Consider the following 26,329-nt stretch of genomic DNA (forward strand, 5'->3'; position numbering starts at 1 on the left):
TTGGGCTGCCGCCGATAGTGTCGTCCCCGGATCCGATCGACGGATCCTGCAGCACCGCACCATCGCAGAACGAACGGGGTACACCGTGATCGAGCCCATCGAAGCCACGCAGACCAGCACCACCGGTGACGCGCGCCGCATCGTCGAGCTCGCAGCAGCGACCAACACGACGATGAGCAACGAGCTCCTGCTCGACACGCTCCGCCGGAACGCCCAGGTCACGACCCGCCACATCCGTAAGGACTTCGTCGAGGTCGCGACCGGCACCGCGGTGCTCGGCTACGTCTGCCGGCAGCGCAAGGACTTCATCGCCCTCCGCGGGGACGACCCGGCGTGGGCGCACGAGGTGGGCCGCTACGCGAGCGAGTCCCTCGCGGTCGAGGCGCTGCGCATGCGTCGCGCCTGACCCTCCCGGACGAACGACGAAGGCCGCCCCACCTCGGGGCGGCCTTCGTCGTGTCCGGCGCGGACCAGCGGCGGCGGTCCGGCTGTCGCCCCGCGCTCTGCCGAGTCTCGCCCTCGCGGACACCCTCGCGCCGCACGAGGCGCGAACGTGTACGCAGGGCCGAGTCTCGGCTCCGCGGACACCGTCGCGGCGCGGGACACGCGAAACTGTCCGCCGGGCCGAGTCTCGGCTGCGGACCGGCCGCGCCCGGGTCAGGACCAGACGCGGCGGATGCCCCAGCTGCCGGTCCAGGCCTCGTCGGGCTCGAGCCAGCGCAGCCCCTCCCCGGAGTTGAGCGCGTCGGCCGGCGCCGTCATCGGCTCCACCGCCACGGCCAGCCCGGTGCCGTCGCCACGGGGGAACTCGCGGGAGGTGAACACCTGCACGTACGGGAACGACCCGTCCTGCCAGAGTTCGACGCCGTCGCCCTCCGGCCCGTGCATCGTCGTGCGCCGGATCCCCTCGGCGTCGGGCGTGACGTCCGTGTAGGCGGTGTCGAGGTCGGCGTCACCGGCGCGGACACCGGAGCGCAGGTCGAACGGGGTGCCGTCGACGGCCACGGTGCCGTTCGGGATCTTCCGCTCGTCCACGGTGAACGCCGTCGCCGCGTCGAGCCGGACGACGAGGTCCTCGGCGGGGGTGTCCCCGGCACGGAGGTACGGGTGCGCGCCGATCGCGAACGGCGCACGCACGCCGGAGCGGTTCACGACCTCGTGCGTCACCCGGATGCCGTCGTCGACGAGCTCGTGGTGCACGCGGGTCTCGAGCGTGAAGGGCCAGCCGTGCTGCGGGTGGATCGTGGCTTCCTGCACGATGCCGGACTCGGTCTGGGACACGACGCGGTACGGCGCGAACCGGAGCAGCCCGTGCGAGGCGTTGCCGTACTTCGGCTCGGAGACGTCGAGCTGCTGCTGCTTGCCGTCGAGTTCCCACACACCGCCGGCGACGCGGTTCGGCCACGGCGCGAGCACGATCCCGTTCGCCCCGGGCGGCAGGGACGTGACGGGGAACGGCTCGGTGAGGTCGAACCCCGCGACACGGAGTTCCCGGATGCCGGCGGCCACCTCGGTGACGATCGCCTCGACGACCCCGTCGGGTCCGGCGTGGCGGAGGTGGTACTGCCCTCCGGTGGGAGCTGCGGTCATGAGGTACGGGTCCTTCCCGGTGCGGATGGTGCTGATCGTGCGGATGGTGCTGGTACTGCCGGCTCGTCCGCCACGACCACCTCGACGCCGGCCGCCCGGATCGGGGCGACCTGCTCCGCCGTGGTCTCGGCGGTGACGACGACGTCGATGTCCTCGAGCCCGCGGACGACCCCGATGTGGGCCCGGCCGAACTTCGACCCGTCCGCGACCACGACCGTACGCCGAGCCGCGGCCGCGAGCATCCGCTTCGCCTCGGTCTCGGGCAGGTTCACGTTGGTGAGGCCGTGCGCGACGTCGACCCCGGTGCCACCGAGGAACACGAGGTCCGCGGCGATCATCGGCAGCAGCGTGCCGTTGAACGGCGCCACGAGGGAGTGCTGCAACGGACGGAGCGTCCCCCCGGTGACGATGACGGTGAAGCGCGGGACGGCGGCCTCGAGCACGAGCGCGGTCGTCAGCGAGTTCGTGACCACCGTGACGTCGACGAGGTCCTCGCGGGCGACCAGTGCCGTCGCCACGGCTGCGGGCGTGGTGCCGACGTCGAGCACGACGCACTGCCCGGAGCGCACGAGCGCCGCCGCGGCGCGGCCGATGGCGGCCTTGGCCACCTGGTGCTCGACGGCGGTCTCCTCGAAGGGGCGCTCGGTGGAACCGGCCCCGAGGCGGACGGCACCGCCGCGGACCCGCCGGATCCGCGCCTCCTGGTCGAGCAGGGAGAGGTCCTGCCGGACGGTCACCTCGCTGGTGCCGAGGGCCGCTGCCAGGGCGGCCGTGCGGACGAGTCCGGGCGCGCCCTCGACGATCGAGACGATGCGGTCCTGCCGCAGCGGCGCGGGGAGCGCGCCGGCCAGGAAGGAGAGGTCGTCGTCCGTCATGCCACCAGTTTCGCGTGCTTACGAACACTTTCGCAATGCTTCGTGGAGCCGCTAGGGTTGTGCGGTGATCACCAAGCGCGTGACGAAGCTCGCGGACGGACGCGACCTCTTCTACTTCGACGACGCCGACTCGACGCTGCCCGCAGAACGCAGCATCGACCAGCGTGTCCTCGACCCGCGGCCGGAGACGGCGCGCATGCGGCAGGACGTCCTCACGGGCGAGTGGGTGTCCATCGCGGCGAGCCGGCAGAACCGCGTGTTCCTGCCGCCGGCCGACCAGGACCCGCTCGCGCCGCAGTCGGCGGAGAACCCCTCCGAGATCCCGAGCCGGTACGACGTGGCGGTGTTCGAGAACCGCTCCCCGTCCTTCGGCCCGATGCTCGCCGGACCCGACGGGGCGGACGACGCCCCGCCGTCGCTCGACTCCCTGACCGAGGTCGGGCTGAACCGGCAGTTCCGGAGCGTCGGGCGGTGCGAGGTCGTCTGCTTCTCGCCCGCGACCGAGGGCTCCTTCGCGTCGATCTCCGAGTCACGCGCCCGCACCGTGGTCGAGGCGTGGGCGGACCGCACGGCGGCGCTGTCCCGGATGCCCGGCATCCAGCAGGTCTTCCCGTTCGAGAACCGGGGCGAGGCCATCGGCGTCACGCTCCACCACCCGCACGGGCAGATCTACGCCTACCCCTACGTCACCCCGCGCACCCAGCGCCTGCTCGAGAGCATCGAGCGGTTCGGGCCGGACCTGTTCGAGCAGCACCTCGCGAACGAGCGCGCCTCCGACCGGGTCGTCCTCGCCGGTGAGCACTTCACCGCCTTCGTGCCCTTCGCCGCACGCTGGCCCATCGAGATCCACATGCTCCCGCACCGGCACGTCCCCGACTTCGCCGGGCTCACCGACGCCGAGAAGGACGAGCTGGCGCACATGCACCTGCGACTCACCCGCGGGATCGACAAGCTCTACGACGACCCGACGCCGTACATCGCCGCGTGGCACCAGGCGCCGGTGCACACCGGGCGCGACACCGTGCGGCTCATGCTCCAGATCACGTCCCCGCGACGCGCGGCGGACAAGCTCAAGTTCCTGGCCGGCAGCGAAGCCGCCATGGGCGCCTGGATCGGGGACCTCGTCCCCGAGAAGGCGGCCGAGTTCATCCGAGGAGGGATCGAACGCGCATGACGTTCCAGCAGGTCTACGGGTACGAGCCCGCGGTGCGGTACTCCGCGCCCGGCCGGGTCAACCTCATCGGTGAGCACACCGACTACAACGACGGGTACGTGCTGCCCTTCGCCATCGACCGTCGCACGACCGCCTCGATCGCCCCGCGGGACGACCGGCAGCTACGCGTCGCGTCGGCGTTCGACGCGGGCACCGTCGTCGAGCTCTCCCTCGACGAGCTCGCGCCCGAGCGCATGGACGGCTGGTCGGCGTACGTCCTCGGCATCGCGTGGGCACTCCGCGAGCAGGCGGGCGCGGACCTCACCGGCAAGACCGGCTTCGACGTCTTCATCGAGTCGGACGTCCCGGTCGGTGCCGGGCTCTCGTCGAGCGCGGCGATCGAGTGCGGCGTCGCACTCGCCTTCAACGACCTGTGGGAGCTCGGGCTCGACCGGAAGACCCTGGCCCGGGTCGGCCAGTACTCCGAGAACCACGCCGTCGGCGCCCCCACCGGGATCATGGACCAGTCCGCGTCGCTGCTCGGGGAGCAGGACGCGGTCGTCTTCCTGGACTGCCGCACGCTCGACACCGCCGTGGTCGACCTGGCGCTCGAGGCGAACGGGCTCGAGGTCCTCGTCGTCGACACGCGCGTCGAGCACGCGCACGCCACCGGCGGCTACAAGGCCCGTCGCGCGTCGTGCGAGCACGGTGCGGCCGTGATGGGCGTCGAGGCGCTCCGCGACCTGTCGGTCGACGACCTGCCCCGCGCGCAGGAACTCCTCGACGACGAGACCTTCCGCCGTGTCCGGCACGTCGTGACCGAGGACCAGCGCGTCCTCGACACCGTCCGCACGCTGCGCGAACACGGGCCGCGGGCGATCGGGTCCCTGCTGGTCGCGTCGCACGAGTCGATGCGGGACGACTTCGAGATCTCGGTGCCGGAGCTCGACCTCGCGGTCGCGACCGCGATGGAGCACGGTGCGGTGGGCGCGCGGATGACCGGTGGCGGCTTCGGTGGTGCGGCGATCGCGTTGGTCGACCAGGAGGCGCGGCAGACGATCGCAGACGCGGTCACCGCCGCCTTCGCCGCGGCCGGGTACCGCGAGCCGACGGTGTTCACGGTGCACGCCGCGCAGGGCGCCCGGCGCGACTGACGCGCCGGGTCTCTCGGGCTGGGCCGGCCGGGGGCCCCGGGTCAGCGGGTCGCGTGCCCCGTGGTGACGGTCACGCCGCCCCACGGGAAGCCGTGCGGGTGCAGGACCTCGTGGTCGATCTGGTCCATCACGACGTGCCCCTGCCACACGGTGTAGATCAGCACGCCGACCACGACGACCACCGGGACGGCCAGGTACGCCGCGAACCGGACGACGTCACCGAGCGAGCGCTTCCCGAACCGCGCGAGCATCGGCGGCAGGAACACCCCGACGACGACCACGAGGAGCAGGACGGCGATCGCGGCCGGCGCGGTGTGTCCCTCGACGTTCACGGTGGGCGGCGCACTCGACAGCGGGTTGCCGGCGTTGTCGATCCAGTGCCCGTCGCTGTCCGTCCCGCCGTACTCCGACGAGGCGGACCACATCGTGAGCGTCGGGTACGACAGGAGCGCGACGGCCCCGATCAGCACGAGGCCCCCCGCTCGCGGTCGCAGCTGCCGTCCGGCGTGCGCCATCACGGGCGCGGTCTGCACGTTCTCCCCCATGTTCGAGACCCTAGCACTGCGGTCGACGCTCACGGCGCGCCCTCGAGTCGCTGGATCGACCACGAGACGTCACCGATCGTGAACGGGTGCAGGTCGCCGTGCGCGACGGCCCAGTACACCCACTGCCACTGCACGATGAACAGCACCCACACCAGCACGGTCACCCCGACCACCCCGGCCAGACCGAGCGCGAGCACGCGGTCCTGGTCCCACCGTGCGGCACCGCGCCGAGCGACCCCGACGACGAAGCCGGCCGCCGCGAGGCCGACCGTGAGGAGCACCCACCCGATCCACGGCCGGGCCTCGAACTGCACGAAGCCGAGTTCGTGCACGTCCGTGCTGCCGGGCAGCCGCGGCTGAGCGGACCAGTTCTGTCCGAGGACCTGCAGGAACAGGCACAGCAGCGTGATCCAGACGAGCTTGCGGGCGTCCTTCGCGAAGAGCGACTCGCGTGCCCGGGGCTCCGCGGCGGAGGTGGTCATGCTCGAACGGTAGCGCGGTGCCGGCCGCGGCAGAAGCGCCCGTCCGGGGCACGCCCCGGACCCGGCCACCTCGGGCCCGCGCGGACGTGGCGGCGGCGACCCGCGCCTCCCGACCGTGCTTCGTGAGCAGAAATGGTCGGGTTCCACGACGGGACCCGACCATTTCTGCTCACGAAGCAAGCCGCGCGCTAGTGCAGGTGGCGCTCGGCGGCCTCGACCACGTTCTTCATCAGCATCGCGCGGGTCATCGGGCCGACACCGCCGGGCGTCGGCGACAAGAAGCCCGCCACCGAGGCGACCGCGGGGTCGACGTCGCCCCGGAGGCGAGCCTTGCCCGTCTCCGGGGAGACCACGCGACTGATGCCGACGTCGATGACCGCCGCACCGGGCTTCACCCAGTCCGGCTGCACGAGCCCCGCGACACCGGCCGCGGCGACGATGATGTCCGCGCGGCGGCACTCGGCGGCGACGTCCTCGGTGAGGGAGTGGGTGAGGGTCGCGGTGGCCTCGAGCCGGGTGAGGAGCAGCCCGAGCGGACGACCGACCGTGAGCCCCTGCCCGATGATCGTGACGTGCTGGCCCCGGATCGGGACGTCGTACGCCTCGAGCATCGCGACGATGCCGCGCGGGGTGCACGGCAGGGGCGCGTCGATCGTGCCGGCACCGCCCGGGACGGCGAGCACGAGCTCACCGAGGTTGGTCGGGTGCAGGCCGTCGGCGTCCTTCGCCGGGTTCATCAGCTCGAGCATCGGGATCGGGTCGATCCCCTGCGGCAGCGGGAGCTGCACGATGAACGCGGTGACCCGGGGGTCGTCGTTCATCTGCAGGATCGCTGCCCGGATGTCGGCGGCCGACGCGGTCTCGGGCAGGTCGATGCGGACCGAGTCGAGCCCGATCTGCGCCGAGTCGCGGTGCTTGCCCGCGACGTAGGACACCGAGCCCGCGTTCTGGCCGACCATGATCGTGCCGAGCCCGGGGCGGAACCCGTGGTCGTGCAGCCGGTCGATGCGGACCTTCAGGTCGTCGAGCGTGCGGGCGGCGAGGGCGGTGCCGTCGATGCGGACGGCACTGCCCTCACCCGCCCAGCGCTCGCGCGGCAGCGGCGCGGGCGACGGGGCGGCGCCGCTCACGCGTAGAGCGGGAACGCGTCGGTCAGGGCCTTGACCCGTGCCGAGAGCGCGTCGATGTCGGGGTTCGGCATGAGGGTCAGCGCGATGATGTCCGCGACCTCGGTGAACTCCGCGTCGCCGAAGCCACGCGTGGCCAGCGCCGAGGTGCCGATGCGGACACCCGAGGTGACCATCGGCGGGCGCGGGTCGAACGGCACGGAGTTGCGGTTCACGGTGATGCCGACCTCGTGCAGGAGGTCCTCGGCCTGCTTGCCGTCGACCTCGGACGTGCGGAGGTCCACGAGCACGAGGTGCACGTCGGTGCCACCGGTGAGGACGTCGATGCCCGCAGCCTTCGCGTCGTCGGCCGTCAGCCGTGCGGCGAGCGCCTGTGCACCGCGGATCGTGCGCTCCTGGCGCTCCTTGAACTCCGGGGTGGCTGCGAGCAGGAACGCGGTGGCCTTGGCGGCGATCACGTGCATGAGCGGACCGCCCTGCTGGCCCGGGAACACGGCCGAGTTGAGCTTCTTGAAGAGCGACTCGTCGTTGGACAGGATGATGCCGGAGCGGGGGCCGCCAAGGGTCTTGTGCACCGTCGAGGACACCACGTGGGCGTGCGGCACCGGGGACGGGTGCAGGCCGGCGGCGACGAGACCGGCGAAGTGCGCCATGTCCACCCAGAGCTTCGCGCCGACCTCGTCCGCGATCTCGCGGAACTTCGCGAAGTCGAGCTGGCGCGGGTAGGCCGACCAACCGGCGATGAGGACCTTCGGCTGGTGCTCGATGGCCTTCGCGCGGATGTCGTCGTAGTCGACCTCGAACGTCTCCGGGTCGACGCCGTACGCGACGGCGTTGTAGATGCGGCCGGAGAAGTTGAGCTTCATGCCGTGGGTCAGGTGACCGCCGTGCGCGAGCTCGAGGCCGAGGATGGTGTCGCCGGCCGAGGCGATGGCGTGCAGGACGGCCGCGTTGGCCGTGGCGCCCGAGTGCGGCTGGACGTTGGCGTACTCGGCGCCGAAGAGCGCCTTCGCGCGGTCGATGGCGAGCTGCTCGGCGACGTCGACGTACTCGCAGCCGCCGTAGTAGCGCTTGCCCGGGTAGCCCTCGGCGTACTTGTTCGTGAGCACGGAGCCCTGCGACTCGAGGACGGCGCGCGGCACGAAGTTCTCCGACGCGATCATCTCGAGGGTGTCGCGCTGGCGGCCGAGCTCCTGCTCGAGGACGCGGGCGATCTCGGGGTCGACCTCGTTCAGCGGGGCGTTGAAGGCGGTGTTGGTGGCTGCGGGGGGCAGATCGGTGATGGACACGGGACTCCTCGTTGTCTGTTCCGTCGCGCACGCGCACGACGAGGTGGACGGGTGGGCGCGGCCCAGGCGTACGGCCGCGCACCGTGTCAGGTGTCGCTCCCCGATGGTGACCCATCCAACGCCAGTCGCGACCCCCCGATCGTACCGAGCGAGCAGGTTCGTGTCACCCTGGGTGCATGACCCTGTTGACGCCCGACGTGGACGAGCGCACCGACGCCCGCACGAGCGTGCGACCGGACACGCCGTGGGTCGCCGTCGTGTGGGACGACCCGGTGAACCTCATGTCCTACGTGACCTACGTCTTCCAGCAGTACTTCGGCTTCCCACGGGCGAAGGCGGAGCGACTCATGCGCCAGGTGAACGACGAGGGACGCGCGATCGTGGCGACCGGCCCCCGCGAAGCGATGGAGGCCCACGTCGAGGCCATGCACGGGTACGGGCTGCAGGCCTCGGTGGACAGGGCGCCCGCTCCGTGATCCCGTTCGTCCGCCGTGCCGACGGCGTGCACCTCGCCATGTCCTCCGGCGAGCGCGGCGTGCTCACGTCGCTGACCGAGCAGCTGCAGCAGGTGCTCGACGGGGACCTCGCATCCGACCCGGTCGCGGCGCGGATGTTCCCGGACGCCTACCGCGACGACGCCGAGGCGAGCGCGGAGTTCCGGCGGTGGACCGAGTCGGACCTGGTGGCGAGGAAGACCGAGAACGCCCGGGCCGTGCACGCGTGGCTCACCGGGGCGCGGGACGGCGCCTTCGAGACCTCGGACGAGCAGGCCTGGCTGCGCTGTCTGACGGACCTGCGGCTGACGATCGCGGACCGGCTGGGGATCGTGGACTCCGCCACGGAGGAGCAGTCGTACACCGCCGACGCGGGCGTCGGCCTCCGGGACGTCTACGACTGGCTCGGGTACGTGCAGGAGCACCTGGTCGAGACCCTGACCGGTCCGCGGTGAGCGTCGCCTTCCGCCCCGTCGACGGTGACGACCTGGAGGCGCTGCTCGCCTTCTCGACGGACGAACCGGTCGCGTGGATCGGTGCGGACCGGTACCGGGCCGAGTCCGCCACGGGCAACTACCGCCCGGAGTGGTCGTGGCTGGCCCTGCGGGACGGTCACCCCGTCGGCCGTGCGCTCTGGTGGGGCGGCGCGGACGCCACGGCACCGTCGACACTCGACGACCTGCTCGTCGCACCGGGGTCGTCCGACCCCGACGAGCGCCGGGAGATCGCCGCCGGACTCATCGCCGCCGGGGCCGCCGCGTTCGGTTCGCTGCCGGAGTGGATCGTCGACGTCGCGGTGGACTGGCACACGGACGACGCCGCCGTCGCGGCCGTGCGGTGGCGGACGGCAGCGGCCCGTGCCGCCGGACTCGGACGGATGACCGAGCGGGTCAGCGTCGCCCTCGAACAGCCGGGCGCTCCCGCGACGGGGTCGGTGTCGACGCCGGCCCTGCGATTCCGCGGTGGCGACGACGCCGAGTTCGTGGACCTCTTCGCGCGCGTCGCGGTCGGGAGCCTCGACGCACACACGCTGGCCTCCGTCGCCGAACTGGGCTCGCGGGGCGCGGCCGCCGACGACCTCGCGTTCTACCGGTCGCTGCCCGGATCCCGTGACGGGTGGCGGGTCGCCCTCGACGCGGAGGGGCTCGTCGTCGGCTTCGTCATCGCGACCCGGACGGCGTACGACGCGGCCGTCAGCTCCATCGGCGTCCTGCCGCAGCACCGGGGGCGCGGCATCGTCGACGGACTGCTGGCCGAGGCGGTCCGGGTGCACGCCGCTGCCGGTGCACCGCGGGTGGTCGGGACGACGGACGCGACGAACACCCCGATGCGTCGGGCGTTCGAGCGTGCGGGATTCGTGGTGACGAAGCGGCGGATCGTCTTCGAGTCCTGAGTTCAGAAGGCAGCCTTGCAAGTTCGCCTGTCGAAGTAGTACCGTGACGGTATGGAATCGGACGGTGACGGCTCGGACGTGCTCGCCGGTGCGCTGCTGACGCTGTACGGCAAGATCCGCCGCACGACACTGGTCGGCAAGGTCGACGACGTCACGGCCTCGCAGTCCGCCGCACTCGGGCGGCTCGTCCGCGACGGCGCGACCACGACCGCCGAACTCGCCCGTGCCGAGGGCGTCCGCCCGCAGTCGATGGGCGCGACCGTCCAGGCGCTCGAGGACCTCGGCCTCGTCACCCGCACGCAGGACCCGACCGACGGGCGCCGGACCATCGTCGCCGCGACCGACGCCGGCCGCACCGCCCGCGACGAGTCCCACCGCGCCCGGACCCGCCTGCTCGCCGAGCGCCTCGCGACGCTCGACCCCGACGACCGTGCCACGGTCGCCCGCTCCCTCCGCATCCTCGAACCCCTCGTCGAACCGTGACCACCAGGAGGGGCGACCCGCGTCGACCGACGCGAGCCGCGCCTCCTGGCCGTCACGACGCGACCCCCTCGCAAAGGCAGCCGACCACGTCCACCGCAACCGCCCCCACACCCGTCTCCCCGTCGACCGGCCCCGGCGGCAGCGGCTTCGGCCCGAAGCTCCTCGTGCCGGTCCTGGTCGGACCGCTGCTCAACCCGATCAACACGACGATGGTGTCGGTCGCCCTCGCGCCGATCTCCCGCGACCTCGGGATCGGTGCCGCGCAGGCGATCTGGCTCGTCGCGGCGCTGTACCTCGCGAGCGCCATCGCGCAGCCGACGATGGGCAAGCTCGCCGACCGGTTCGGTCCGAAGAAGGTGTTCCTGACCGGACTCGTCATCGTCGGGATCGCCGGGATCGTGCCCGAGTTCCTGACCGGCTTCGGTGGCGCGGTGTTCGCGCGCGTGCTGATCGGCATCGGGACCTCGTCGGCGTACCCGGCCGCGCTCACGACCCTGCGCCAGCACTCCGCCCGCATCGGGAAGCCCACCCCGCCGCTCGTGCTCGGCGCGCTGTCGATCACGTCGCTCGTGTCCGCCGCCGCCGGGCCGCCCCTCGGTGGAGCGCTCATCGCCGCGTTCGGCTGGCACGCGATCTTCCTCGTGAACGTCCCGCTCGCCGCCTTCGGGATCGTCGTCTCCGCGCTGTGGCTGCCGTCGGACAAGCTCCGGCCGCGGACCGACGAGGACCTGCCCGTCCTCACCGCCCTCGACCCGTTCGGGATGCTGCTCATGACCGGCTTCGTGTCGGCGCTGCTCGTGTTCCTGCTCGACCTGTCCGCCGGACTCTGGTGGCTGCTCGGCACGGCGGTCGTGCTGCTCGTCGCGCTCGTGCTCTGGGAGCTCCGCGCCGTGCGGCCGTTCGTCGACGTGCGGATGCTCGCCCGGAACGGTGCCCTCTCCCGCACGTACATGCGGCTGTTCCTCGTCTACCTGCTGGCGTACACGATGACCTACGGGTTCTCGCAGTGGGTGCAGGACGTCGCGGGGTACTCGAGCGACGTCGCCGGGTACATGCAGCTGCCCGCGGCGATCGTCGCGGGGGTCGCGTCGTTCCTCATCGCCCGGAAGACCGCCGTGCGGGGGCCGCTCATCGTCGCGGCCGTGGTGCCGATCGTCGGCGGGCTGCTCCTCGTGCTGCTCCACACCGGGTCGCCGGTGTTCCTGCTCGTCCTCGCGCCGGCGCTGTTCGGCGTACCGCAGGCCCTGGCGTCCGTGTCGAACCAGGCGGCGCTCTACCGAGTCGTGCCGGCGGAGTACATCGGGACCGCCGCGGGGCTGTCCCGGACGAGCGTGTACATCGGGGCGATCGGGGCGTCCTCGCTGATCGGCGGGGTGTTCGGCCAGGCCCCGACGACGCCGGACCTGCACGTGCTGGCGTGGGTGATCGTGGGGGTCGCGGTGCTGTTGAGCGTCCTGACGATCGCCGACCGGGCGTTGTCGCGGCCGCTCCCCCGCTGACGCCGCCCGGAGCGCGCCGCGCCTGCCCCTGCCCCCGCGCCCGCGGACCCCACTTCGTGAGCAGAAATGGTCGGGTCACGTCACCGCACCCGACCCTTTCTGCCCACGATCCCGCCCGAGGGCGCCCCCGCGCCCGCGCCGGCCCGCGCCCGGTACCCTGATGCGGTGACCGACCCGACCGCTCCGACCGCCCCGAGCGAGCAGACCCCCACGCACTGGACCCTCACGCTGGTCTGCGACGACCAGCCCGGGATCGTGCACGCCGTCTCCGGAGCCGTCGTCGCCGCGAGCGGGAACATCACCGAGTCGCAGCAGTTCTCGAGCGTCGACACGAACACGTTCTTCATGCGCCTCCAGGTCATGGCCCCCGTCGACCGCACCACGTTCGAGGCCGCGCTCGCGTCCGTCGCCGAGCGCTACGACGCCCGCGTCCAGCTCGACGTCGTCGGCCGGCCGCTGCGCACCCTCGTCCTCGTGTCGAAGGCCGGGCACTGCCTGAACGACCTGCTGTACCGGCAGCGCGGCGGACAGCTCCCGATCGAGGTGCCGCTCGTGCTCTCGAACCACGCGGACCTCTCCGAGCTCGCGTCGTTCTACTCCGTGCCGTTCGAGCACCGGCCGGTGACCGACGCCGCGAGCAAGCAGGAGATGGAGCGCCGGGTGCTGCAGGCGGTCGAGGAGCACGACATCGAGCTCGTCGTCCTCGCCCGGTACATGCAGATCCTCTCGCCGGAGCTGTGCGCCGCCCTCGAGGGTCGCGCGGTGAACATCCACCACTCGTTCCTGCCGGGCTTCAAGGGCGCCAACCCCTACCGGCAGGCGCACGCCCGCGGGGTCAAGCTCATCGGCGCGACGGCGCACTTCGTGACGAGCGACCTCGACGAGGGCCCGATCATCGAGCAGAACGTCGTCCGCGTGGACCACACGAAGGACCCCGCCGAGCTGGTCTCGATCGGCCAGGACGAGGAGTCCCGCACGCTCACCCAGGCGGTGCGCTGGATCGCCGAGGACCGTGTCCTCCTCGACGGCGCCCGCACCATCATCTTCAAGTAGGCACCGCATGTCAGCACCGCAGTCCCCCGTCGATTGGGGCGACACCCCGGACCCGCACGCCATCCGCCCGCGGAGGCTCGACGGCTGGACGGTGCTCCGCATCCTGGTGTGCGCCTTCGGCCTGGTCTCGCTGGCGTACTGGGGCTACATCGCGTGGCCGTTCCCGATGCCCGGCATCCTGTTCATGATCGGCGCGCCGGTGTTCGCGGCGGTGGTCTGGTACCTGTTCCGGTCGCAGGCGTCGCCGATCGAGACCGACATCGTCGGCAAGACCATCGTCGAGGTCGCCCTCGTGATCGCGGCCGGCGGGTGCTGGATCTCGATCGGGCACCCGGTGGTGGGGCTGGTCTTCATCCTCGTGGCGGCCCTGTCGGGCGTGGTGCAGTTCCGCAAGGAGACCCGGTGAACGGCGGCGCGACCGTCGCTTCCGTCGGCGGCTCCGTCGGACGGGAGGCGCGGCGCACCCTGATCCGCTCGGCCCACGTGGTCGACGCGGCCGGCTCCACCGCGGACGGCTGGGTCCTGGTCGTCGGTGACACGATCCACGCGGTCGGCTCCGGCCCCGAGGCACCGGCGGCGACCTCGGTGCACGAGGTCGTGGACCTCGGCGACGCCGTCCTGACGCCCGGCTTCATCGACCTGCACGGCCACGGCGGCGGCGGCACCGCGTACGAGGACGACTCGATCTCAGCCGCCCTCGAGGTCCACCGCTCGCACGGCACGACCCGCTCGGTCCTGTCCCTCGTCGCGAACCCGGTGCCCGCGCTGACCGCCTCGCTCGACCGCATCCGCACGGTGATGGCCGACGACCCGCTCGTGCTCGGCGTCCACCTCGAGGGACCCTTCCTCTCCCCGCACAACAAGGGTGCCCACAACGAGTCGTTCCTGATCGACCCGGCGCCCGGTCCGGTCGCGGACCTGCTCGAGGCCGGCGAGGGCGTCGTGCGCCAGGTCACCATCGCGCCGGAGCTCGCCGGCGCCCTCGACGCGACCGAACGGTTCGTCGCCGCGGGCGTCACCGTCGCCGTGGGCCACACCGTCGGCACGTACGACCAGGCCCGGGCAGCGTTCGACGCCGGCGCGACCCTGCTCACGCACGCGTTCAACGCCATGCCGGGCATCCACCACCGGGCTCCCGGGCCGATCGCGGCCGCCGTGGCCGACGACCGCGTGACGCTCGAGCTCATCCTCGACGGCGTGCACGTGCACCCGTCCGTGGCGTCGATGCTGCTGCGTGCGGCACCGGGCCGCGTCGCCCTCATCACCGACGCCATGGGTGCTGCCGGTGCGGCCGACGGCTCGTACACGCTCGGGTCCCTCGCCGTGACCGTGACGGACGGGATCGCGCACGTGGCGGGGACGGACACCATCGCGGGGTCGACGCTGACGCAGGACGTGGCGCTGCGGAACGCCGTGACCCTCGCGGGACAGACGCTGCCGGACGCCGTGGCGGCGCTGACCAGCGTGCCGGCGGCGGCGCTGGGGCTAAGCGACCGGCTGGGTCGGCTCGCGCCGGGGTACGCCGCCGACCTCGTGGCGTTGTCGCCGTCGTTCGAGGCCCAGCGGGTGTGGGGCGCGGGGCGCGAGCTGCGCTGACCCGTCGCGGCGCCTACCGGTCGACCGGCCGGCCCCGCAGCCCGCTCGCCCACGACGTGTCCGCCGTGGCCCCGACCCGCAGCGACAGCGTCCCACCGCGGGTCACGAACGACGCCGGCACCCAGGACCTCTCGAGCGTCCGGCCGTCCAGGCGTGCACCGTGGACGTACGGCTCCGTGCCGGAGGACCGGACGACGATCCGCTCCCCGCTCGACCGCCGGATGTCGACCGTGCTGAACGTCGGGCTGCCGATGAGCATCTCCGCCCGCCCCGGCGTCTGCGGGAACAACCCGATCGACGCGAAGACGTACCAGGCGCTCATCGTGCCGAGGTCGTCGTTGCCCGGCAACCCGCTCGGCCCGGTCGCGTAGGCGTCGTCGACGACCCGACGCACGGTCTCCTGCGTCTTCCACGGCTTGCCGAGCGCGTTGTACATCCACGGCGTGTGGATGTCGGGCTCGTTGGTCGGGTCGAACTTGGTGGGATCACCACCGGTCACCGCGAACGCGCCGGAGCTGTCGTGGAAGAAGGCGTCCAGGCGAGCCGCAGCGGCATCGTCACCGCCCAGCGCGGTCGACAGCCCGTGCACGTCCTGCGGCACGAGCCACGTGTACTGCGCGCTCGTCCCCTGCGCGAACCCGGTGCCGGTCGAGGGCGACCAGTCCGGCGTCCACGACCCGTCGGCCTGGCGAGCGGCCTGGTACCCGACGGCCGGGTTGAACGTGTTCTTCCAGTAGGTCCCGCGCTCCGCGAACATCCGGGCATCCGAGCGCAGTCCGAGCGACGAGGCCCAGTACCCGAGCGCACTGTCGGAGATCGAGTCCTCGAGGGTCTCGGCAGCGCCACCCCAGCACGAGCAGTCGTCGTTCGCCGCGTACTGCCGCTGCAGGTACTCGTCGAGGGCCGGCCGCTGCGCCAGGCACTGGCCCGGGCAGCCGATGTCGCTCTCCGCGTCGGCGTTCTCGACGGTCGCCTGGTGCCGTAGCGAGGCGTAGGCGGCTCGCACGTCGAAGTTCCGCACACCCATGGCGTACCAGGTGGCGAGGGTCGCGGCCGAGGGGTCGCCCGTCATCACGTGGGTCGGGGCACCGAGGTGGAGCCATCGGTCCCACACCCCGCCGTTCTGCTCGGCGAACCGCAGCATCGACTGCGCCATGTCGCCGGCGACGTCCGGTCGCAGCAGGGCGAGCAGTTGGATCTGTGCCCGGTACTGGTCCCACCCGGAGTACGTGCCGTAGACGGCCCGGTGGCCCCGGTCCATCCGGTGCACCCGCTGGTCCGGCCCGAGGTAGCGGCCGTCACGGTCGTTCAGCGTGTTCGGCTGCATGAGCGCGTGGTACACGGACGTGTAGAGCTGGGTGGTCCGGTCCGCGGTACCGCCACCGACGCGCAGGCGCGTCAGTTCGCGGTTCCAGGAGGCGCGGGTGCCGGCCGCCACGCTGGCGACGGTCGAGCGCGGGGTCACCTCGCCGTCGCGGTTCGCGACGGCTCCTGCGGCGCTCACGTACGAGATGCCGATCTTCGCGTGCACCGTCGCACCGCGACGCGCGTCGAACCCGACCCACGCGCCGGAGCCGCGTCCGGCACGGTCGGCGCCGGTCAGGTAGCCCTCCCCGCCGGAGGAGGACGTGCCTCCTGGCCGGACCGTGCCGTCCTGCCAGGTGCCGGTGCTCGTGAACGCCCGGTCGAAGGTCGCCGTGAAGAACAGGCGGTAGTAGCTGCGGCGGTCGGGGTTCGTGGCCCCGCCCCCGTTCGCACGGCGGCTGCAGAAGCCGCCGGTCAGGACGCTGCCGCTGACCGTGCGCGTCCGTGCGTCGACGCGGGTGGTCGCCGCCTCGCTGCCGTTGATCGAGTTCGACGTGCGGAAGAGCAGGTTCGCGTCCTTGCCGGCCGGGAACGCGAACTCGCCGACGCCGGCACGCGTGGTGACGGCGAGGTCGGTGCGGACGCCGTTGTCGAGGCGGACCGTGTAGCGGCCGGGGCTCGCGGACTCGTCGTCGTGCGAGTAGCCGGCGGCGTAGACCGCGTCGGTGGAGTCGGACGACGGCGAGGTCGTGACCGGTGTGGTGACGGGCATGATCGGCACGTCACCGGCGGCCCCCGGCGCGCAGCCCGCACCGTTGAGGTGCGTCAGGCTGAACCCCCGCAGTCGGTCGACGTCGTACGAGTAGCCGTTCGCGACCGGGGTCGAGGTCTGGTCGCCCGCGGTGCCGGTGGGGCTCCACTGGAGCATGCCGAACGGAGCGGTCGCGCCGGGCCAGGTGTTGCCGTCGCCGCTCGTGCCGATGAACGGGTCGACGTACCGGGCGGGGTCGGAGACGGTGCGGGCCGCCTGCCCTGCCTGCGCGGACGGCGAGGCGACCGCCGGTGCGGCGACCATCCCCGTCCCGAGCAGCGCGGCGATCGTGGCCACCGCGGCGAGCGGCAGCGGGCGGAGGAGCGGGCGACGGTGCACGCGGGAACGGTTCACGCCCGCGACGCTAGACCCCTCGGACGGGGGACGCGCGATCGGTCACCGAGCGCTCCCCTGCTGTTCACGTCGATCGGCCGCCCCGCCCGCGCCTGCTTGGATGGACGCCATGCAGCACGGGGACGAGCACGCGCCGGGCGGTCGACGTCGCCCACCGCGGGCGATCGTCCTCGTGATGGCCGAGTACGGCGTCGGGGACTCGCCGCTCTGGTACCGCGGATCCTCCGAGGATGTCGGCCTCGTCGACGCGGGCGCGGACGGCTTCGGCCTCAGCGCTGCCCTGCGGCACGACCTCGAGGCGTGGAACGACGTGTTCGACTCGCTGAGCGGGACGTCGTTCGAGTGGCCCTCGGCCGCCGCCCGTGACGCCCACAGGGTCGACGCGTTCACGCTCGCGAGCAGGGTGCAGCTCGAACTCGGCGACGGTGTCCACGTCTGGTGCGGCGCCGGCGGCGGGATCGACACCTTCCCGGTCGCGCACCCCGTCGTGGTGGCGCCCGCCGACCGCGTCGGCACCGAGGTCGAGTCCTGGAACGGCCGCCGCCGCGCCGAGGTCCTGTCCGCGCGCGCCGCCGGGCTCCGCGAGGGCACCGCGCGCGCGATCGTCGGGTGGCGCGCGCTGACCGAGCGGGCCGGGGGGCCGTTCGGTGACGCGGAGACCCGAGCACTGGGACTCCGCACGGCAGCACGCATGCAGGCCGACGTCGGCGTCCGGGCGCAGGTGGTGTCCCTCGCGGGCGCGAGCGGACCGTACACCCCGGCCGACGTCGACTGAGGTCCAGATCACACCCACCGCTGCGAGGATGGCCCCATGAGCGTCATGGTCTCCCTCTTCGATGCGCACCGCACCCGCACCAGCGAGAAGTACACGGCCTACCCGCCGGACGTGCTGCCGATGTTCGTCGCGGAGATGGACAGCATGCTCGCCGAACCCGTGCGGGACGCCCTCGTGGCCGCGGTCACGAACGGCGACACCGGGTACGTCGGGCACGGCCGGGCGCTCCCCGAGGCGTTCGCCGACTTCGCCGAGTCCCGCTGGTCGTGGCGCCTCGACCCGGACCTCGTGCGGACCACCACGGACGTCTCGGTGGCTGCGGTGGAGACGCTCCGCCGGGTCATCGAGCCCGGGGAGCAGGTCGTCATCATGCCGCCCGTGTACCCGCCGTTCTGGGAGTACGTCGCCGAGGCCGGTGGCTCCGTGACCGAGGTCCCGCTGATCGCCCCCGAGGGCACCGCGGACCCGTTCGACACGACGGCCGGGTGGCGGATGGACCTCGACGGGATCGGCCGGGCGTTCGCGGACGGGGCCCGCACGGTGCTGCTCTGCAACCCGCACAACCCCCTCGGACTCGTCCACACCCGCGAGGACCTCGCCGCCCTCGCCCGACTCGCCGCCGAGTGGGACGCCGTGGTCGTCTCGGACGAGATCCACGCGCCGCTCGTGCACGCGGACGCGACGTTCACGCCCTTCCTCGACTCCTGCCCCGAGGCAGCGGAGCTCGGGGTCACCCTGACGAGCGCGAGCAAGGCGTGGAACCTCGCGGGGACGAAGTGCGCCCTGATGGTCAGCGCCTCCGAGCGTGCCCGCGCCTGGTTCGACGGCATGCCCGGCGAGGTGGTGGAGCGCACCGGGATCCTCGGGTACACCGCGAGCGTGGCGGCGTTCAGCGAGGGCGGACCCTGGCTCGCGTCGCTGCTGACCGAGCTCGCCGCGAACCGCCGCACCCTGGCCGAGCGACTCGGTGACGTGCTGCCCGGCACCGGGTACCGGCAGCCGCAGGCGTCCTACCTGGCGTGGCTCGACCTGCGGGCGCTCCCGTGGGGTGACGACCCCGCAGCCCTGCTCGTCGACGAGGCGAAGGTCGCGCTCGGCAGCGGACCGGACTTCGGACGCCAGGGGGCCGGGTTCGCGCGACTCAACTTCGGGTGCTCGGCGGAGACCCTCGACGACGGACTCAGCCGCCTGCACACCGCGTTCGAACGACGTGCAGGCGGCTGATCCGCGGCCCTACTCGAACAGCTGCCAGGCCGGCTTGTTCGCGTACGTGTACGTGTAGTAATCGGCGAGCTCGAGGCCCGCCGCGGCTTCCTCGTCGACGACGACGGTGGCGTGCTCGTGCAGCTGCAGCGCGGACCCGGGGACGAACGACGACAGCGGCCCCTCGACCGCGGCGGCCACGGCGTCGGCCTTCGACGAGCCCTGGGCGACGAGGACGAGCTCACGGGCCTCGAGGATGGTGCCGAGCCCCTGCGTCATGCAGTGCGTCGGGACCTGGTCGAGGCTGTCGAAGAACCGGGCGTTGGCCTCGCGCGTGGACGGGGCGAGGGTCTTGATGCGCGTGCGGGACGCGAACGACGACGTCGGCTCGTTGAACCCGATGTGCCCGTTCGCGCCGATCCCGAGGATCTGCACGTCGACCCCGCCGGCGGCACGGATCGCGGCGTCGTACTCCTTCGCTGCGAACTCGAGGTCGGACGCGCGGCCGTCCGGGACCCGGACGCGGGAGGGCTCGAACCCGAGCGGATCGATGACGTCGCGCTGGATCACCGAGGCGTACGACTCGGGGTGCTCGAGCGGGATGCCGACGTACTCGTCGAGGGCGAACGCGCGGGCCTCGGCGAACGAGATCTCCCCCGCGTCGACACGACGCTGCAGGTCGGCGTAGATGCCCTGCGGGCTGGACCCGGTGGCGACACCGATGACGGCGGACGGCTTCTTCGCGACGACGGAGGCGATCTTGGCCGCGGCGACGCGACCGACCTCAGCCGGCGTGGGCAGGATGATGATCTCCACGGTGACAGCCTACTGGTCATGACCAGTCCGCGACAGGGTCCCGTGTCGGTAGCGTGGCGGCATGCCCACGCCTGACTTCGTCCTGTCCCTCCGCTCGAAGATCGGGAACGAGCCGCTCTGGCTCACCGGGGTCACCGCCGTCGTGACGCGCGGCGAGGGTCCGGACCGTGAGCTCCTCGTCGTCCGCCGGGCCGACAACCACGCGTTCACGCCGGTCACCGGCATCGTCGACCCCGGCGAGGAATCCGCGGTCGCCGCCGAACGCGAGGTCCTCGAGGAAGCCGACGTCGTCGCCGTCGCCGAGCGCCTCGCGTGGGTGCAGGTGCTGCCGGAGATGACGTACCCGAACGGCGACCGGGCGCAGTACCTCGACCTGGTGTTCGCCTGCCGGTACGTCTCCGGGGAGCCCTTCCCCGCCGACGGTGAGAACACCGAGGCCTTCTGGGCGCGGCTCGACGCGCTGCCGGAGATGCCCGCGACCATGCGGGCACGGATCGAGGCGGCCCTGTCCGACGACCCGGCCGCGCGCTTCCAGCGCTGACCCACGGGACGGGAGGCGCGGTGCGGGCCCGCACCGCGCCTCCCGTCCGTCAGTTCGCGGCTACGCGAGCGGGGCGACCGCCACGGGCGCGCCGAGCAGGCGCACGGCGACGGCCTCGCCGGCCGCACGACGGTCGCCGACCTCGTGCTGCACCGTCACCACGGTGTCGTCGTCGAGCCGGACCGTGGTGCGCCGGATCGACCCGAGGAAGCTCGAGGCCACGACCGTGCCGGTGACGCCCTCCGAGGCGAAGGCGACGTCCTCCGGGCGGACGTAGGCGAGCACCGGGCCGTCCGGCACCGAGGCGTCGAGGGCCGGGACGCTGAACCCGTAGACGAACACGTCACCCCCGCGCAGGTCCCCGCGGAGCCGGTTCGACTGCCCGACGAAGTCCGCCGTGAACGCCGAGGACGGGGACCGGTAGAGCTCCTCGGGCGTGCCGATCTGCTCGATGTCACCGGCGTTCATCACCGCGATGCGGTCCGAGACGGCGAGCGCCTCCTCCTGGTCGTGGGTGACGAACACGGTCGTGATGCCGAGGTCGCTCTGGATGCGGCGGATCTCGTCGCGGAGGGACACCCGCACCTTGGCGTCGAGCGCGGACAGCGGCTCGTCGAGCAGGAGCACGCGGGGGCGGGTGACCAGGGCCCGGGCGAGGGCGACGCGCTGCTGCTGGCCGCCGGAGAGCTGGTGCGGGTAGCGGTCGGCGAACTCTGCCAGGTGCACCATGTCGAGCGCGTCGATGACCTGCTCGCGGCGCGCGGCGGCGGGGACCCGGCGCATCTCCAGGCCGAACGCGACGTTCTGCCGCACGGTCATGTGCGGGAACAGCGAGTACTGCTGGAACACCATGCCGATGTCCCGCTTGTCCACCGGGGTGCCCGCGACGTCGACGCCGTCGATGCGGATGGAGCCGGCGTCGATGGCCTCGAGGCCGGCGAGCGCCCGGAGCGCGGTCGTCTTGCCGCAGCCCGAGGGTCCGAGCAGCGACACGAACTCCCCGGGTTCGATGCGGAGCGACAGGCCGGCGAGGGCACGGTGCGCGCCGTAGTGCTTCTCGACGCCGTGCAGCTCGACGGTCGCGCCGTCGGTGGCGAGCGATGCCGGGGCGGCGGGGGCGGTGACGGTCATGCGGACTCCTTCGGGGCACGGCGGCGGCGGGAGCCGACCCGGCCGATGACGACGAGCAGCACGAATCCGAAGAGGAGTGCGCCCAGCGAGAAGATCGCGGCGACGTAGGGGTCGGTCGACTGCACGAGCAGGAGCGCCGTCTGGAACGTCGTGCGGGAGAGGAACGAGGCGAGGGTGTACTCGCCGAGGACGACCGTGATGGTCAGGAAGCAGGCGGCGGTGATGCCGCGGCGGAGGTTCGGCAGGAGCACCCGCCACGTGACGGTCCACCACGACGCTCCGAGGGATCGGGCAGCCTCGGAGAGCACGGCCATGTCCATCGCGGTGATGGCCGCGGCGATCGGTCGGAACGCGAAGGGCAGCGAGACGATGCCGATCGCGAACGACAGGGTCCACGCGCCCGAGCCGAAGACCTGGGCGACGACCTGGTACACGGGGATGAACCCGACGACGAGGACGACCACGGGGACGGTGATCGGCACGATGCACACGAACTCGAGGACCCGACGGAGCCGCGGGTACCGCAGGGCCGTGATGATCTGGGCCGGCAGCAGGACGAGCAGCACGATCCCCACGGTGATGAGCGCGATGAGCAGGGATGCCCCGAGTCCGTCGAACACCGGCTGGTAGGTCGCGGCGTTCACCGGGTCGACGAGTGCGCCGTAGTGCGCGAACGTCAGGCTGCCGTCCGTCCCCTGGCGGAAGGTGAACTGCGCGAGGGCGACGAGCGGGACGGCGAACACGAGGCCGACCACGACGAGCACGATCGCGGCGGTGACCCGTGACGGGGCTGCGCCGAAGCGGCCGGGGCGAGCCGCGCCTCCTGGCCGACGACGAGACGACGGGCGCGACGGGCGCGACGGGCGCGACGGACGCACCGGGGCAGCCGCGCTCATCGCTGCCACCTCGATGCCCGACGCTGCAGCAGCGAGTACGCGCCCATCACGATCGCCATCACGACGACCATTCCGAAGGCGAGCACACCGGCGACGTTCTGCAGTCCGATGATCGTCTCGCTCGTGAGCTGCGTGCGGATGGTGAGCGGCACGATCCCGCCCTGGGAGATCAGGGCCGCCGCGGTGGCGAACGACGAGAACCCGTTCGCGAAGAGGAGCAGCAGCGATCCCCAGAACGCCGGCGCGAGCACGGGCAGGCCGATGCGGCGCCAGTACGTCGTGCGGGAGGCGCCGAGGGTGGCGGCGGCTTCACCCCACTGGGTCTTGACGCCGTCGAGGGCGGGCATGAACGTGAGGACCATCAGCGGCACCTGGAAGTAGACGTAGGGGATGACGAGCCCGGGGACCGTGTAGAGGAAGGTGCCCTCGGCGTTGAGGTCGATGTGGAAGACGGACACCAACCACGTCGTGACGAGGCCCTGCGCGCCGATCGTGGCGATGAACGCGAACGCGAGCATGACGCCACCGAACTGGGCGAGGACGCTCGCGGCGGAGTCGATCACGGACCGGACGAGCCCGTCGGGACGGAGCGCGGCGAGCGCCCAGCACACGATCGCCCCGACGACGGCACCGATCACGGCGGACACGGCCGACAGGGCGAACGAGCCGCCGAAGGCACGGAGGACCGACGGGTCGGCGAACGCGGCGAGGTTGGCGAACGTGAACGCGCCGTCGCTCGTGAAGAAGCCGCTGCCGATCGCGACCACCGCGGGGACGGCCAGGAACAGCAGGACGTAGGCGGCGAAGGGGGTGAGGCCGAGCCACGCGATGCCGCCGCGGCGCCGGACACGGGGTCCGGCGACGCGGCGGGCGGTGGCATCGGCCGGCTGCTCGCTCGTGACGAGCGTCGCCCCGGCGACCGGTGCCGATGCGGTCGTGCCCGCCGCGGGGGCGGGCACACCCGGTGCCGATGCGGTCGTGCCCGCCGCGGGGGCGGGCACACCCGGTGCCGATGCGGTGGTCATGCTGCTCAGGAGCCCATCGTCGAGGCCCACTTCGCCGACAGCACCTTCGCCGCGGCGGTGACCTGCTCGTCGGTCAGCTCGACGTAGTCCTTCGGCGCGCCACCGGCGGCGTCGAGGGCGTCCTGGTCGACCTTGCCCGACTTCTCGAGCGCGGCGAGGGTGGACGGGAAGGCGCCGGCCTGGAGGTACAGGTTCTGCACGTCCGGGCTGGCGATGTACTCCTGCCAGAGGCGCGCGGCCGCGGGGTGCGGGGCGTCCTTGTTGATCGCCTGCGAGTAGTACGAGCCGAGCGCCTGACCCTCGGGGACGACGGTCTTCCAGTTCTTGTTCCCGCTCGCGCCGGCCGCCGGGCCCCACGCGAGGTTGTTGTAGGACCACTGGATCACGACGGGCGTCTCACCCGAGGCGACGGTCGCCTGCGACGGCAGCACGTTCTGGAAGTTGCCCGCCTGCTTCAGCTTGCCGAAGTAGTCGACGCCCTTCGTGATGTCGTCGGCCGAGCCGCCGTTCTCGAGCGCCGCGAGGTACACGGCCGACGCGGCCTGGTTCGCCTGCGTCGGGTCACCCGCGATCGAGACCTTGCCCTTGTACTCGGAGCCGAGCAGGTCGTCCAGGTCCTTCGGGGCGTCCGTGATCTTCGACGAGTCGTAGCCGATCGACATCAGGCCCGTGTAGTCGCGGGTCCAGGCGCCGTCGGAGTCCTTGAGGTCCGAGGGGATGTCGCTCCAGTTCGCGACCTTGTAGTCCGTCAGCAGGTCGAGGTTCTGCTGCAGCACGGCGTTGCCGAGGTCGAGCACGTCCGGTGCCGTCGACTGGCCCTTCTGCGACTTCACTGCGGCGACCTCGTCGGCGCTCGAGCCGTTCGGGTTCGCGGAGGTGATCTTGATGCCGTACTTCTTGGTGAAGCCGTCGATGATCTTGCCGTAGTTGGCCCACGACGGCGGCAGCGCGATGACGTTGAGCTGCCCCTCCGCCTTGGCGGCCTTCACGAGGGCGTCCATGCCGCCGGCGGACTCGGCGCTCGTGGCGGTCTTCCAGTCGGTGTCGTCCTTGGTCGTGCTGGCGGAGCTCGTGGCCGAGCAGCCGGCGAGGGTGACGATGGCGGCGGCGGCCAGGGCGATGCCGGCGAGGGTGCGCTTGTGCTGCACGGGGTGTGCCTTTCGGGTGCTGTGGTGCGTCGGGGTGGACCGGGGTCCGGGTCCTGGACGATCGTGGACGCGTCCGGTTTCCGGCCAGTGCTGCGGCGGTGAACGGCGGCGGAACAGCGGGTTCGCCTGTACGGTTTCGCTTGTCGGCACAGGCGCCGGCACCGGCGTCGGCCCGCATCGGGCCGGCCGGGTCAGCACGGTCCAGTCCAGGAGGCACGGATGCAGTTCACGACGACCGTCCTGCAGGCGCGGAAGACGGCCACCGGCCTGCCGGTCCCGTCCGACGTCGTCGACGCGCTGGGCGCGGGGCGCCGCCCGCCCGTGGTCGTCACCCTGAACGGCGCCTACACGTACCGGTCGTCGATCGGCGTGATGAACGAGCAGTCCCTCGTCCCGCTGTCGGCGGAGCACCGTGCCGCCTCCGGGCTCGCGGCCGGCGACAAGGTCGAGGTCACGATCGAGGTCGACACGCTGCCCCGCGTCGTCGACCTGCCGGAGGACCTCGCATCGGCGCTGCAGGAGGCCGGGGTCCGTGCGGCCTTCGACACGCTGTCGAACTCGCGGCAGCGGGCCCTCGCCGACCCGGTCGTGCAGGCGAAGGCACCGGAGACCCGGCAGCGCCGCATCGACAAGGCCGTCGAGTCCCTGCGCTCGTAGGCGCGCCGGGCCGTGACGCGGGCGGCGGACACTCCCACGCGAAGATATGTGGCATGTCATCATCGAGCGGCGTTGTCCGGTTCCCCGCACACCGTCAGTACGAGGCGCTCCGCATCGAGGCGAGCAACGCGCTCATGGGACTGCTGGCCGGCGCCCAGCTGTCGAACCACCTCCTGCAGCTGAACCGCGGGTCGGAACGGCTCCTGCCCGAGGTGTACCCGAACGTTCCCCACATCCGGCGGTTCAACCTCACGGCCGACGCAGCGAGCGACATCCTCGGCGAGGCCGACGTCCACCTCGGTGCGATGAGCATCGCCTACGCGCTCGCCCTCCATGAGGACCACATGAAGACGAGCCTGCTCATGCTCGCCGAGGCCGGGGTGCTCTCCCGTCGTCGCGCGAGGGACGCTCACGCGGCAGGGCAGCACGGACTCCTGGAGGAAGCGTGCGGGGACACGCTCGACTCTGTCCCGCTGCAACAGCTGGACGTGCTCAGGCGTATGCGCAACGCGGTGATCCACGACGGCGGGCGCGTGGGCAGCGGTCTCGTCGGCAGCATCGCCTCCCTGTCACCGGAAGCATTGGCCGGGTGGACGAAGGTCGCCAAGAACGACCCGACGACGCTTCGAGTGGGAGATCGCCTCCGATTCGGTCACGGCGAGATGCTGCTCGCCCTCGCGGTGACGAAGAACGTCGAGCGGGATTCCAACCGGCTCCTCCAGCTCGGATTGCCCAGGGCGGAGTGGATCCGCATCGCCGTGGCCGATGCGCTGGCGTCGGTACCGGACGTCCTGCGCGGGAACGCCGCGAATCGCAAGGTGCACGGGTTCACCCGCCACCACTACGGTCCGCTCGCGATCGAACGTCACGAAGTGGACACCGCGTTGGCGTCACGGTGAAGAACAAAACGGGGCTCTTCTCGTTGAGCTACGGT

Annotated in this window: 28 protein-coding genes and 1 riboswitch; of the genes, 16 read left to right on the plus strand and 12 right to left on the minus strand. The window is 72.3% G+C overall.

Annotation, left to right across the window (positions count from 1 at the left end):
• Positions 1–85 precede the first annotated feature (85 nt).
• Positions 86–406 (plus strand): hypothetical protein, encoded by a 321-nt coding sequence (locus tag WFH25_RS07175; RefSeq protein WP_070417782.1) that lies wholly within the window; start codon positions 86–88, stop codon positions 404–406.
• A 251-nt stretch (positions 407–657) separates the two neighbouring features.
• Here the strand turns inward: WFH25_RS07175 and WFH25_RS07180 are convergent, their stop codons facing one another.
• Both WFH25_RS07180 and WFH25_RS07185 read right to left on the minus strand, forming a co-directional pair.
• Entirely contained in the window at positions 658–1,590 is a 933-nt protein-coding gene (locus WFH25_RS07180) for an aldose 1-epimerase family protein (protein WP_336697247.1), read from the minus strand.
• Entirely contained in the window at positions 1,587–2,465 is an 879-nt protein-coding gene (locus WFH25_RS07185; RefSeq protein ID WP_309777166.1) for a DeoR/GlpR family DNA-binding transcription regulator, read from the minus strand. The genes WFH25_RS07180 and WFH25_RS07185 overlap by 4 nt, the downstream gene beginning before the upstream one ends.
• A gap of 64 nt (positions 2,466–2,529) precedes the next feature.
• On the opposite strand from WFH25_RS07185, the gene galT reads away from it, so the two are divergent.
• Positions 2,530–3,639: a galactose-1-phosphate uridylyltransferase gene (gene galT, locus WFH25_RS07190; RefSeq protein ID WP_336697248.1), complete on the plus strand. Its 1,110-nt coding sequence runs from the start codon at positions 2,530–2,532 to the stop codon at positions 3,637–3,639.
• A complete protein-coding gene (gene galK, locus WFH25_RS07195) occupies positions 3,636–4,772 on the plus strand; it encodes a galactokinase (RefSeq protein WP_071302107.1) in 1,137 nt (378 codons plus the stop codon). Before galT ends, galK begins: the two co-directional genes overlap by 4 nt.
• 41 nt (positions 4,773–4,813) lie before the next feature.
• Here the strand turns inward: galK and WFH25_RS07200 are convergent, their stop codons facing one another.
• The 4 genes from WFH25_RS07200 to glyA all read right to left on the minus strand — a co-directional run bounded on the left by WFH25_RS07200 (position 4,814) and on the right by glyA (position 8,209).
• The gene (locus WFH25_RS07200; protein ID WP_071302108.1) at positions 4,814–5,317 is read right to left on the minus strand and encodes a hypothetical protein; all 504 of its coding nucleotides are present in this window, start codon (positions 5,315–5,317) and stop codon (positions 4,814–4,816) included.
• A 29-nt stretch (positions 5,318–5,346) separates the two neighbouring features.
• Positions 5,347–5,799 carry a hypothetical protein gene (locus WFH25_RS07205; protein ID WP_336697250.1) on the minus strand — a complete coding sequence of 151 codons (453 nt, stop codon included), beginning with the start codon at positions 5,797–5,799 and terminating at the stop codon, positions 5,347–5,349.
• A gap of 188 nt (positions 5,800–5,987) precedes the next feature.
• On the minus strand, positions 5,988–6,899 hold the full coding sequence (locus WFH25_RS07210) for a tetrahydrofolate dehydrogenase/cyclohydrolase catalytic domain-containing protein (protein WP_261647001.1): 912 nt from the start codon (positions 6,897–6,899) through the stop codon (positions 5,988–5,990).
• Positions 6,900–6,925: 26 nt separating this feature from the next.
• Entirely contained in the window at positions 6,926–8,209 is a 1,284-nt protein-coding gene (glyA, locus tag WFH25_RS07215; RefSeq protein WP_302847420.1) for a serine hydroxymethyltransferase, read from the minus strand.
• A 59-nt stretch (positions 8,210–8,268) separates the two neighbouring features.
• Positions 8,269–8,354, minus strand: a riboswitch (ZMP/ZTP riboswitch).
• Between the two features lie 37 nt (positions 8,355–8,391).
• Between glyA and clpS the strand changes: the two genes are divergently transcribed.
• The 8 genes from clpS (at position 8,392) to nagA (ending at position 14,733) form a co-directional block, all read left to right on the plus strand.
• Positions 8,392–8,691, plus strand: a complete 300-nt coding sequence (clpS, locus tag WFH25_RS07220) for an ATP-dependent Clp protease adapter ClpS (RefSeq protein ID WP_083403394.1) — start codon at positions 8,392–8,394, stop codon at positions 8,689–8,691.
• Positions 8,688–9,164, plus strand: a complete 477-nt coding sequence (locus WFH25_RS07225; RefSeq protein ID WP_070417774.1) for a DUF2017 family protein — start codon at positions 8,688–8,690, stop codon at positions 9,162–9,164. Before clpS ends, WFH25_RS07225 begins: the two co-directional genes overlap by 4 nt.
• Positions 9,161–10,102 carry a GNAT family N-acetyltransferase gene (locus tag WFH25_RS07230; protein WP_336697251.1) on the plus strand — a complete coding sequence of 314 codons (942 nt, stop codon included), beginning with the start codon at positions 9,161–9,163 and terminating at the stop codon, positions 10,100–10,102. Before WFH25_RS07225 ends, WFH25_RS07230 begins: the two co-directional genes overlap by 4 nt.
• A gap of 51 nt (positions 10,103–10,153) precedes the next feature.
• Entirely contained in the window at positions 10,154–10,585 is a 432-nt protein-coding gene (locus WFH25_RS07235) for a MarR family winged helix-turn-helix transcriptional regulator (RefSeq protein ID WP_071295859.1), read from the plus strand.
• Positions 10,586–10,749: 164 nt separating this feature from the next.
• Positions 10,750–12,084 (plus strand): MFS transporter, encoded by a 1,335-nt coding sequence (locus WFH25_RS07240; RefSeq protein ID WP_336697252.1) that lies wholly within the window; start codon positions 10,750–10,752, stop codon positions 12,082–12,084.
• Positions 12,085–12,249: 165 nt separating this feature from the next.
• A complete protein-coding gene (gene purU / locus WFH25_RS07245; protein ID WP_336697253.1) occupies positions 12,250–13,137 on the plus strand; it encodes a formyltetrahydrofolate deformylase in 888 nt (295 codons plus the stop codon).
• A gap of 7 nt (positions 13,138–13,144) precedes the next feature.
• Complete coding sequence (locus WFH25_RS07250) at positions 13,145–13,543, plus strand: YrdB family protein (RefSeq protein WP_083295174.1); 399 nt, start codon at positions 13,145–13,147, stop codon at positions 13,541–13,543.
• Positions 13,544–13,602: 59 nt separating this feature from the next.
• Complete coding sequence (nagA, locus tag WFH25_RS07255) at positions 13,603–14,733, plus strand: N-acetylglucosamine-6-phosphate deacetylase (RefSeq protein ID WP_442892404.1); 1,131 nt, start codon at positions 13,603–13,605, stop codon at positions 14,731–14,733.
• Between the two features lie 13 nt (positions 14,734–14,746).
• On the opposite strand, the gene WFH25_RS07260 is transcribed toward nagA, so the two are convergent.
• Complete coding sequence (locus WFH25_RS07260) at positions 14,747–17,203, minus strand: GH92 family glycosyl hydrolase (RefSeq protein ID WP_336697255.1); 2,457 nt, start codon at positions 17,201–17,203, stop codon at positions 14,747–14,749.
• A 109-nt stretch (positions 17,204–17,312) separates the two neighbouring features.
• Between WFH25_RS07260 and WFH25_RS07265 the strand changes: the two genes are divergently transcribed.
• Together WFH25_RS07265 and WFH25_RS07270 are read left to right on the plus strand one after the other, a co-directional pair.
• Positions 17,313–17,978: a hypothetical protein gene (locus tag WFH25_RS07265; protein WP_336697256.1), complete on the plus strand. Its 666-nt coding sequence runs from the start codon at positions 17,313–17,315 to the stop codon at positions 17,976–17,978.
• 36 nt (positions 17,979–18,014) lie between these two features.
• Positions 18,015–19,202 (plus strand): MalY/PatB family protein, encoded by a 1,188-nt coding sequence (locus WFH25_RS07270; protein ID WP_336697257.1) that lies wholly within the window; start codon positions 18,015–18,017, stop codon positions 19,200–19,202.
• Positions 19,203–19,211: 9 nt separating this feature from the next.
• Here WFH25_RS07270 and nagB read toward each other — a convergent pair whose 3' ends face one another.
• Complete coding sequence (gene nagB / locus WFH25_RS07275; RefSeq protein WP_336697258.1) at positions 19,212–19,997, minus strand: glucosamine-6-phosphate deaminase; 786 nt, start codon at positions 19,995–19,997, stop codon at positions 19,212–19,214.
• 61 nt (positions 19,998–20,058) lie between these two features.
• On the opposite strand from nagB, the gene WFH25_RS07280 reads away from it, so the two are divergent.
• Positions 20,059–20,538 carry an NUDIX hydrolase gene (locus WFH25_RS07280; protein WP_336697259.1) on the plus strand — a complete coding sequence of 160 codons (480 nt, stop codon included), beginning with the start codon at positions 20,059–20,061 and terminating at the stop codon, positions 20,536–20,538.
• A gap of 60 nt (positions 20,539–20,598) precedes the next feature.
• On the opposite strand, the gene WFH25_RS07285 is transcribed toward WFH25_RS07280, so the two are convergent.
• Genes WFH25_RS07285 through WFH25_RS07300 form a run of 4 tightly spaced genes read right to left on the minus strand, consistent with a single transcriptional unit; the run spans position 20,599 to position 24,738 of the window.
• Complete coding sequence (locus WFH25_RS07285; RefSeq protein WP_070417767.1) at positions 20,599–21,669, minus strand: ABC transporter ATP-binding protein; 1,071 nt, start codon at positions 21,667–21,669, stop codon at positions 20,599–20,601.
• A complete protein-coding gene (locus tag WFH25_RS07290) occupies positions 21,666–22,565 on the minus strand; it encodes an ABC transporter permease (protein WP_336697260.1) in 900 nt (299 codons plus the stop codon). The genes WFH25_RS07285 and WFH25_RS07290 overlap by 4 nt, the downstream gene beginning before the upstream one ends.
• Positions 22,562–23,590, minus strand: a complete 1,029-nt coding sequence (locus tag WFH25_RS07295; protein WP_336697261.1) for an ABC transporter permease — start codon at positions 23,588–23,590, stop codon at positions 22,562–22,564. The genes WFH25_RS07290 and WFH25_RS07295 overlap by 4 nt, the downstream gene beginning before the upstream one ends.
• A 5-nt stretch (positions 23,591–23,595) precedes the next feature.
• Entirely contained in the window at positions 23,596–24,738 is a 1,143-nt protein-coding gene (locus WFH25_RS07300) for an ABC transporter substrate-binding protein (protein ID WP_071294751.1), read from the minus strand.
• A 219-nt stretch (positions 24,739–24,957) separates the two neighbouring features.
• Between WFH25_RS07300 and WFH25_RS07305 the strand changes: the two genes are divergently transcribed.
• Both WFH25_RS07305 and WFH25_RS07310 read left to right on the plus strand, forming a co-directional pair.
• Positions 24,958–25,395 (plus strand): YdeI/OmpD-associated family protein, encoded by a 438-nt coding sequence (locus WFH25_RS07305; protein WP_336697263.1) that lies wholly within the window; start codon positions 24,958–24,960, stop codon positions 25,393–25,395.
• A gap of 53 nt (positions 25,396–25,448) precedes the next feature.
• Positions 25,449–26,294 (plus strand): hypothetical protein, encoded by an 846-nt coding sequence (locus WFH25_RS07310; RefSeq protein WP_336697264.1) that lies wholly within the window; start codon positions 25,449–25,451, stop codon positions 26,292–26,294.
• The last annotated feature ends 35 nt before the right edge of the window (positions 26,295–26,329 follow it).

It is taken from the genome of Curtobacterium sp. USHLN213, from assembly GCF_037144815.1.
Lineage (GTDB): Bacteria > Actinomycetota > Actinomycetes > Actinomycetales > Microbacteriaceae > Curtobacterium.

Bases quoted from the DNA above. Each gene is read 5' to 3' on its own strand.
- WFH25_RS07180 (WP_336697247.1), bottom strand. From the start codon at position 1,590: ATGACCGCAGCTCCCACCGGAGGGCAGTACCACCTCCGCCACGCCGGA.
- WFH25_RS07185 (WP_309777166.1), bottom strand. From the start codon at position 2,465: ATGACGGACGACGACCTCTCCTTCCTGGCCGGCGCGCTCCCCGCGCCG.
- galK (WP_071302107.1), top strand. From the start codon at position 3,636: ATGACGTTCCAGCAGGTCTACGGGTACGAGCCCGCGGTGCGGTACTCC.
- WFH25_RS07200 (WP_071302108.1), bottom strand. From the start codon at position 5,317: ATGGGGGAGAACGTGCAGACCGCGCCCGTGATGGCGCACGCCGGACGG.
- WFH25_RS07205 (WP_336697250.1), bottom strand. From the start codon at position 5,799: ATGACCACCTCCGCCGCGGAGCCCCGGGCACGCGAGTCGCTCTTCGCG.
- clpS (WP_083403394.1), top strand. From the start codon at position 8,392: ATGACCCTGTTGACGCCCGACGTGGACGAGCGCACCGACGCCCGCACG.
- WFH25_RS07235 (WP_071295859.1), top strand. From the start codon at position 10,154: ATGGAATCGGACGGTGACGGCTCGGACGTGCTCGCCGGTGCGCTGCTG.
- WFH25_RS07250 (WP_083295174.1), top strand. From the start codon at position 13,145: ATGTCAGCACCGCAGTCCCCCGTCGATTGGGGCGACACCCCGGACCCG.
- WFH25_RS07265 (WP_336697256.1), top strand. From the start codon at position 17,313: ATGCAGCACGGGGACGAGCACGCGCCGGGCGGTCGACGTCGCCCACCG.
- WFH25_RS07270 (WP_336697257.1), top strand. From the start codon at position 18,015: ATGAGCGTCATGGTCTCCCTCTTCGATGCGCACCGCACCCGCACCAGC.
- WFH25_RS07280 (WP_336697259.1), top strand. From the start codon at position 20,059: ATGCCCACGCCTGACTTCGTCCTGTCCCTCCGCTCGAAGATCGGGAAC.
- WFH25_RS07285 (WP_070417767.1), bottom strand. From the start codon at position 21,669: ATGACCGTCACCGCCCCCGCCGCCCCGGCATCGCTCGCCACCGACGGC.
- WFH25_RS07290 (WP_336697260.1), bottom strand. From the start codon at position 22,565: ATGAGCGCGGCTGCCCCGGTGCGTCCGTCGCGCCCGTCGCGCCCGTCG.
- WFH25_RS07295 (WP_336697261.1), bottom strand. From the start codon at position 23,590: ATGACCACCGCATCGGCACCGGGTGTGCCCGCCCCCGCGGCGGGCACG.
- WFH25_RS07305 (WP_336697263.1), top strand. From the start codon at position 24,958: ATGCAGTTCACGACGACCGTCCTGCAGGCGCGGAAGACGGCCACCGGC.
- WFH25_RS07310 (WP_336697264.1), top strand. From the start codon at position 25,449: ATGTCATCATCGAGCGGCGTTGTCCGGTTCCCCGCACACCGTCAGTAC.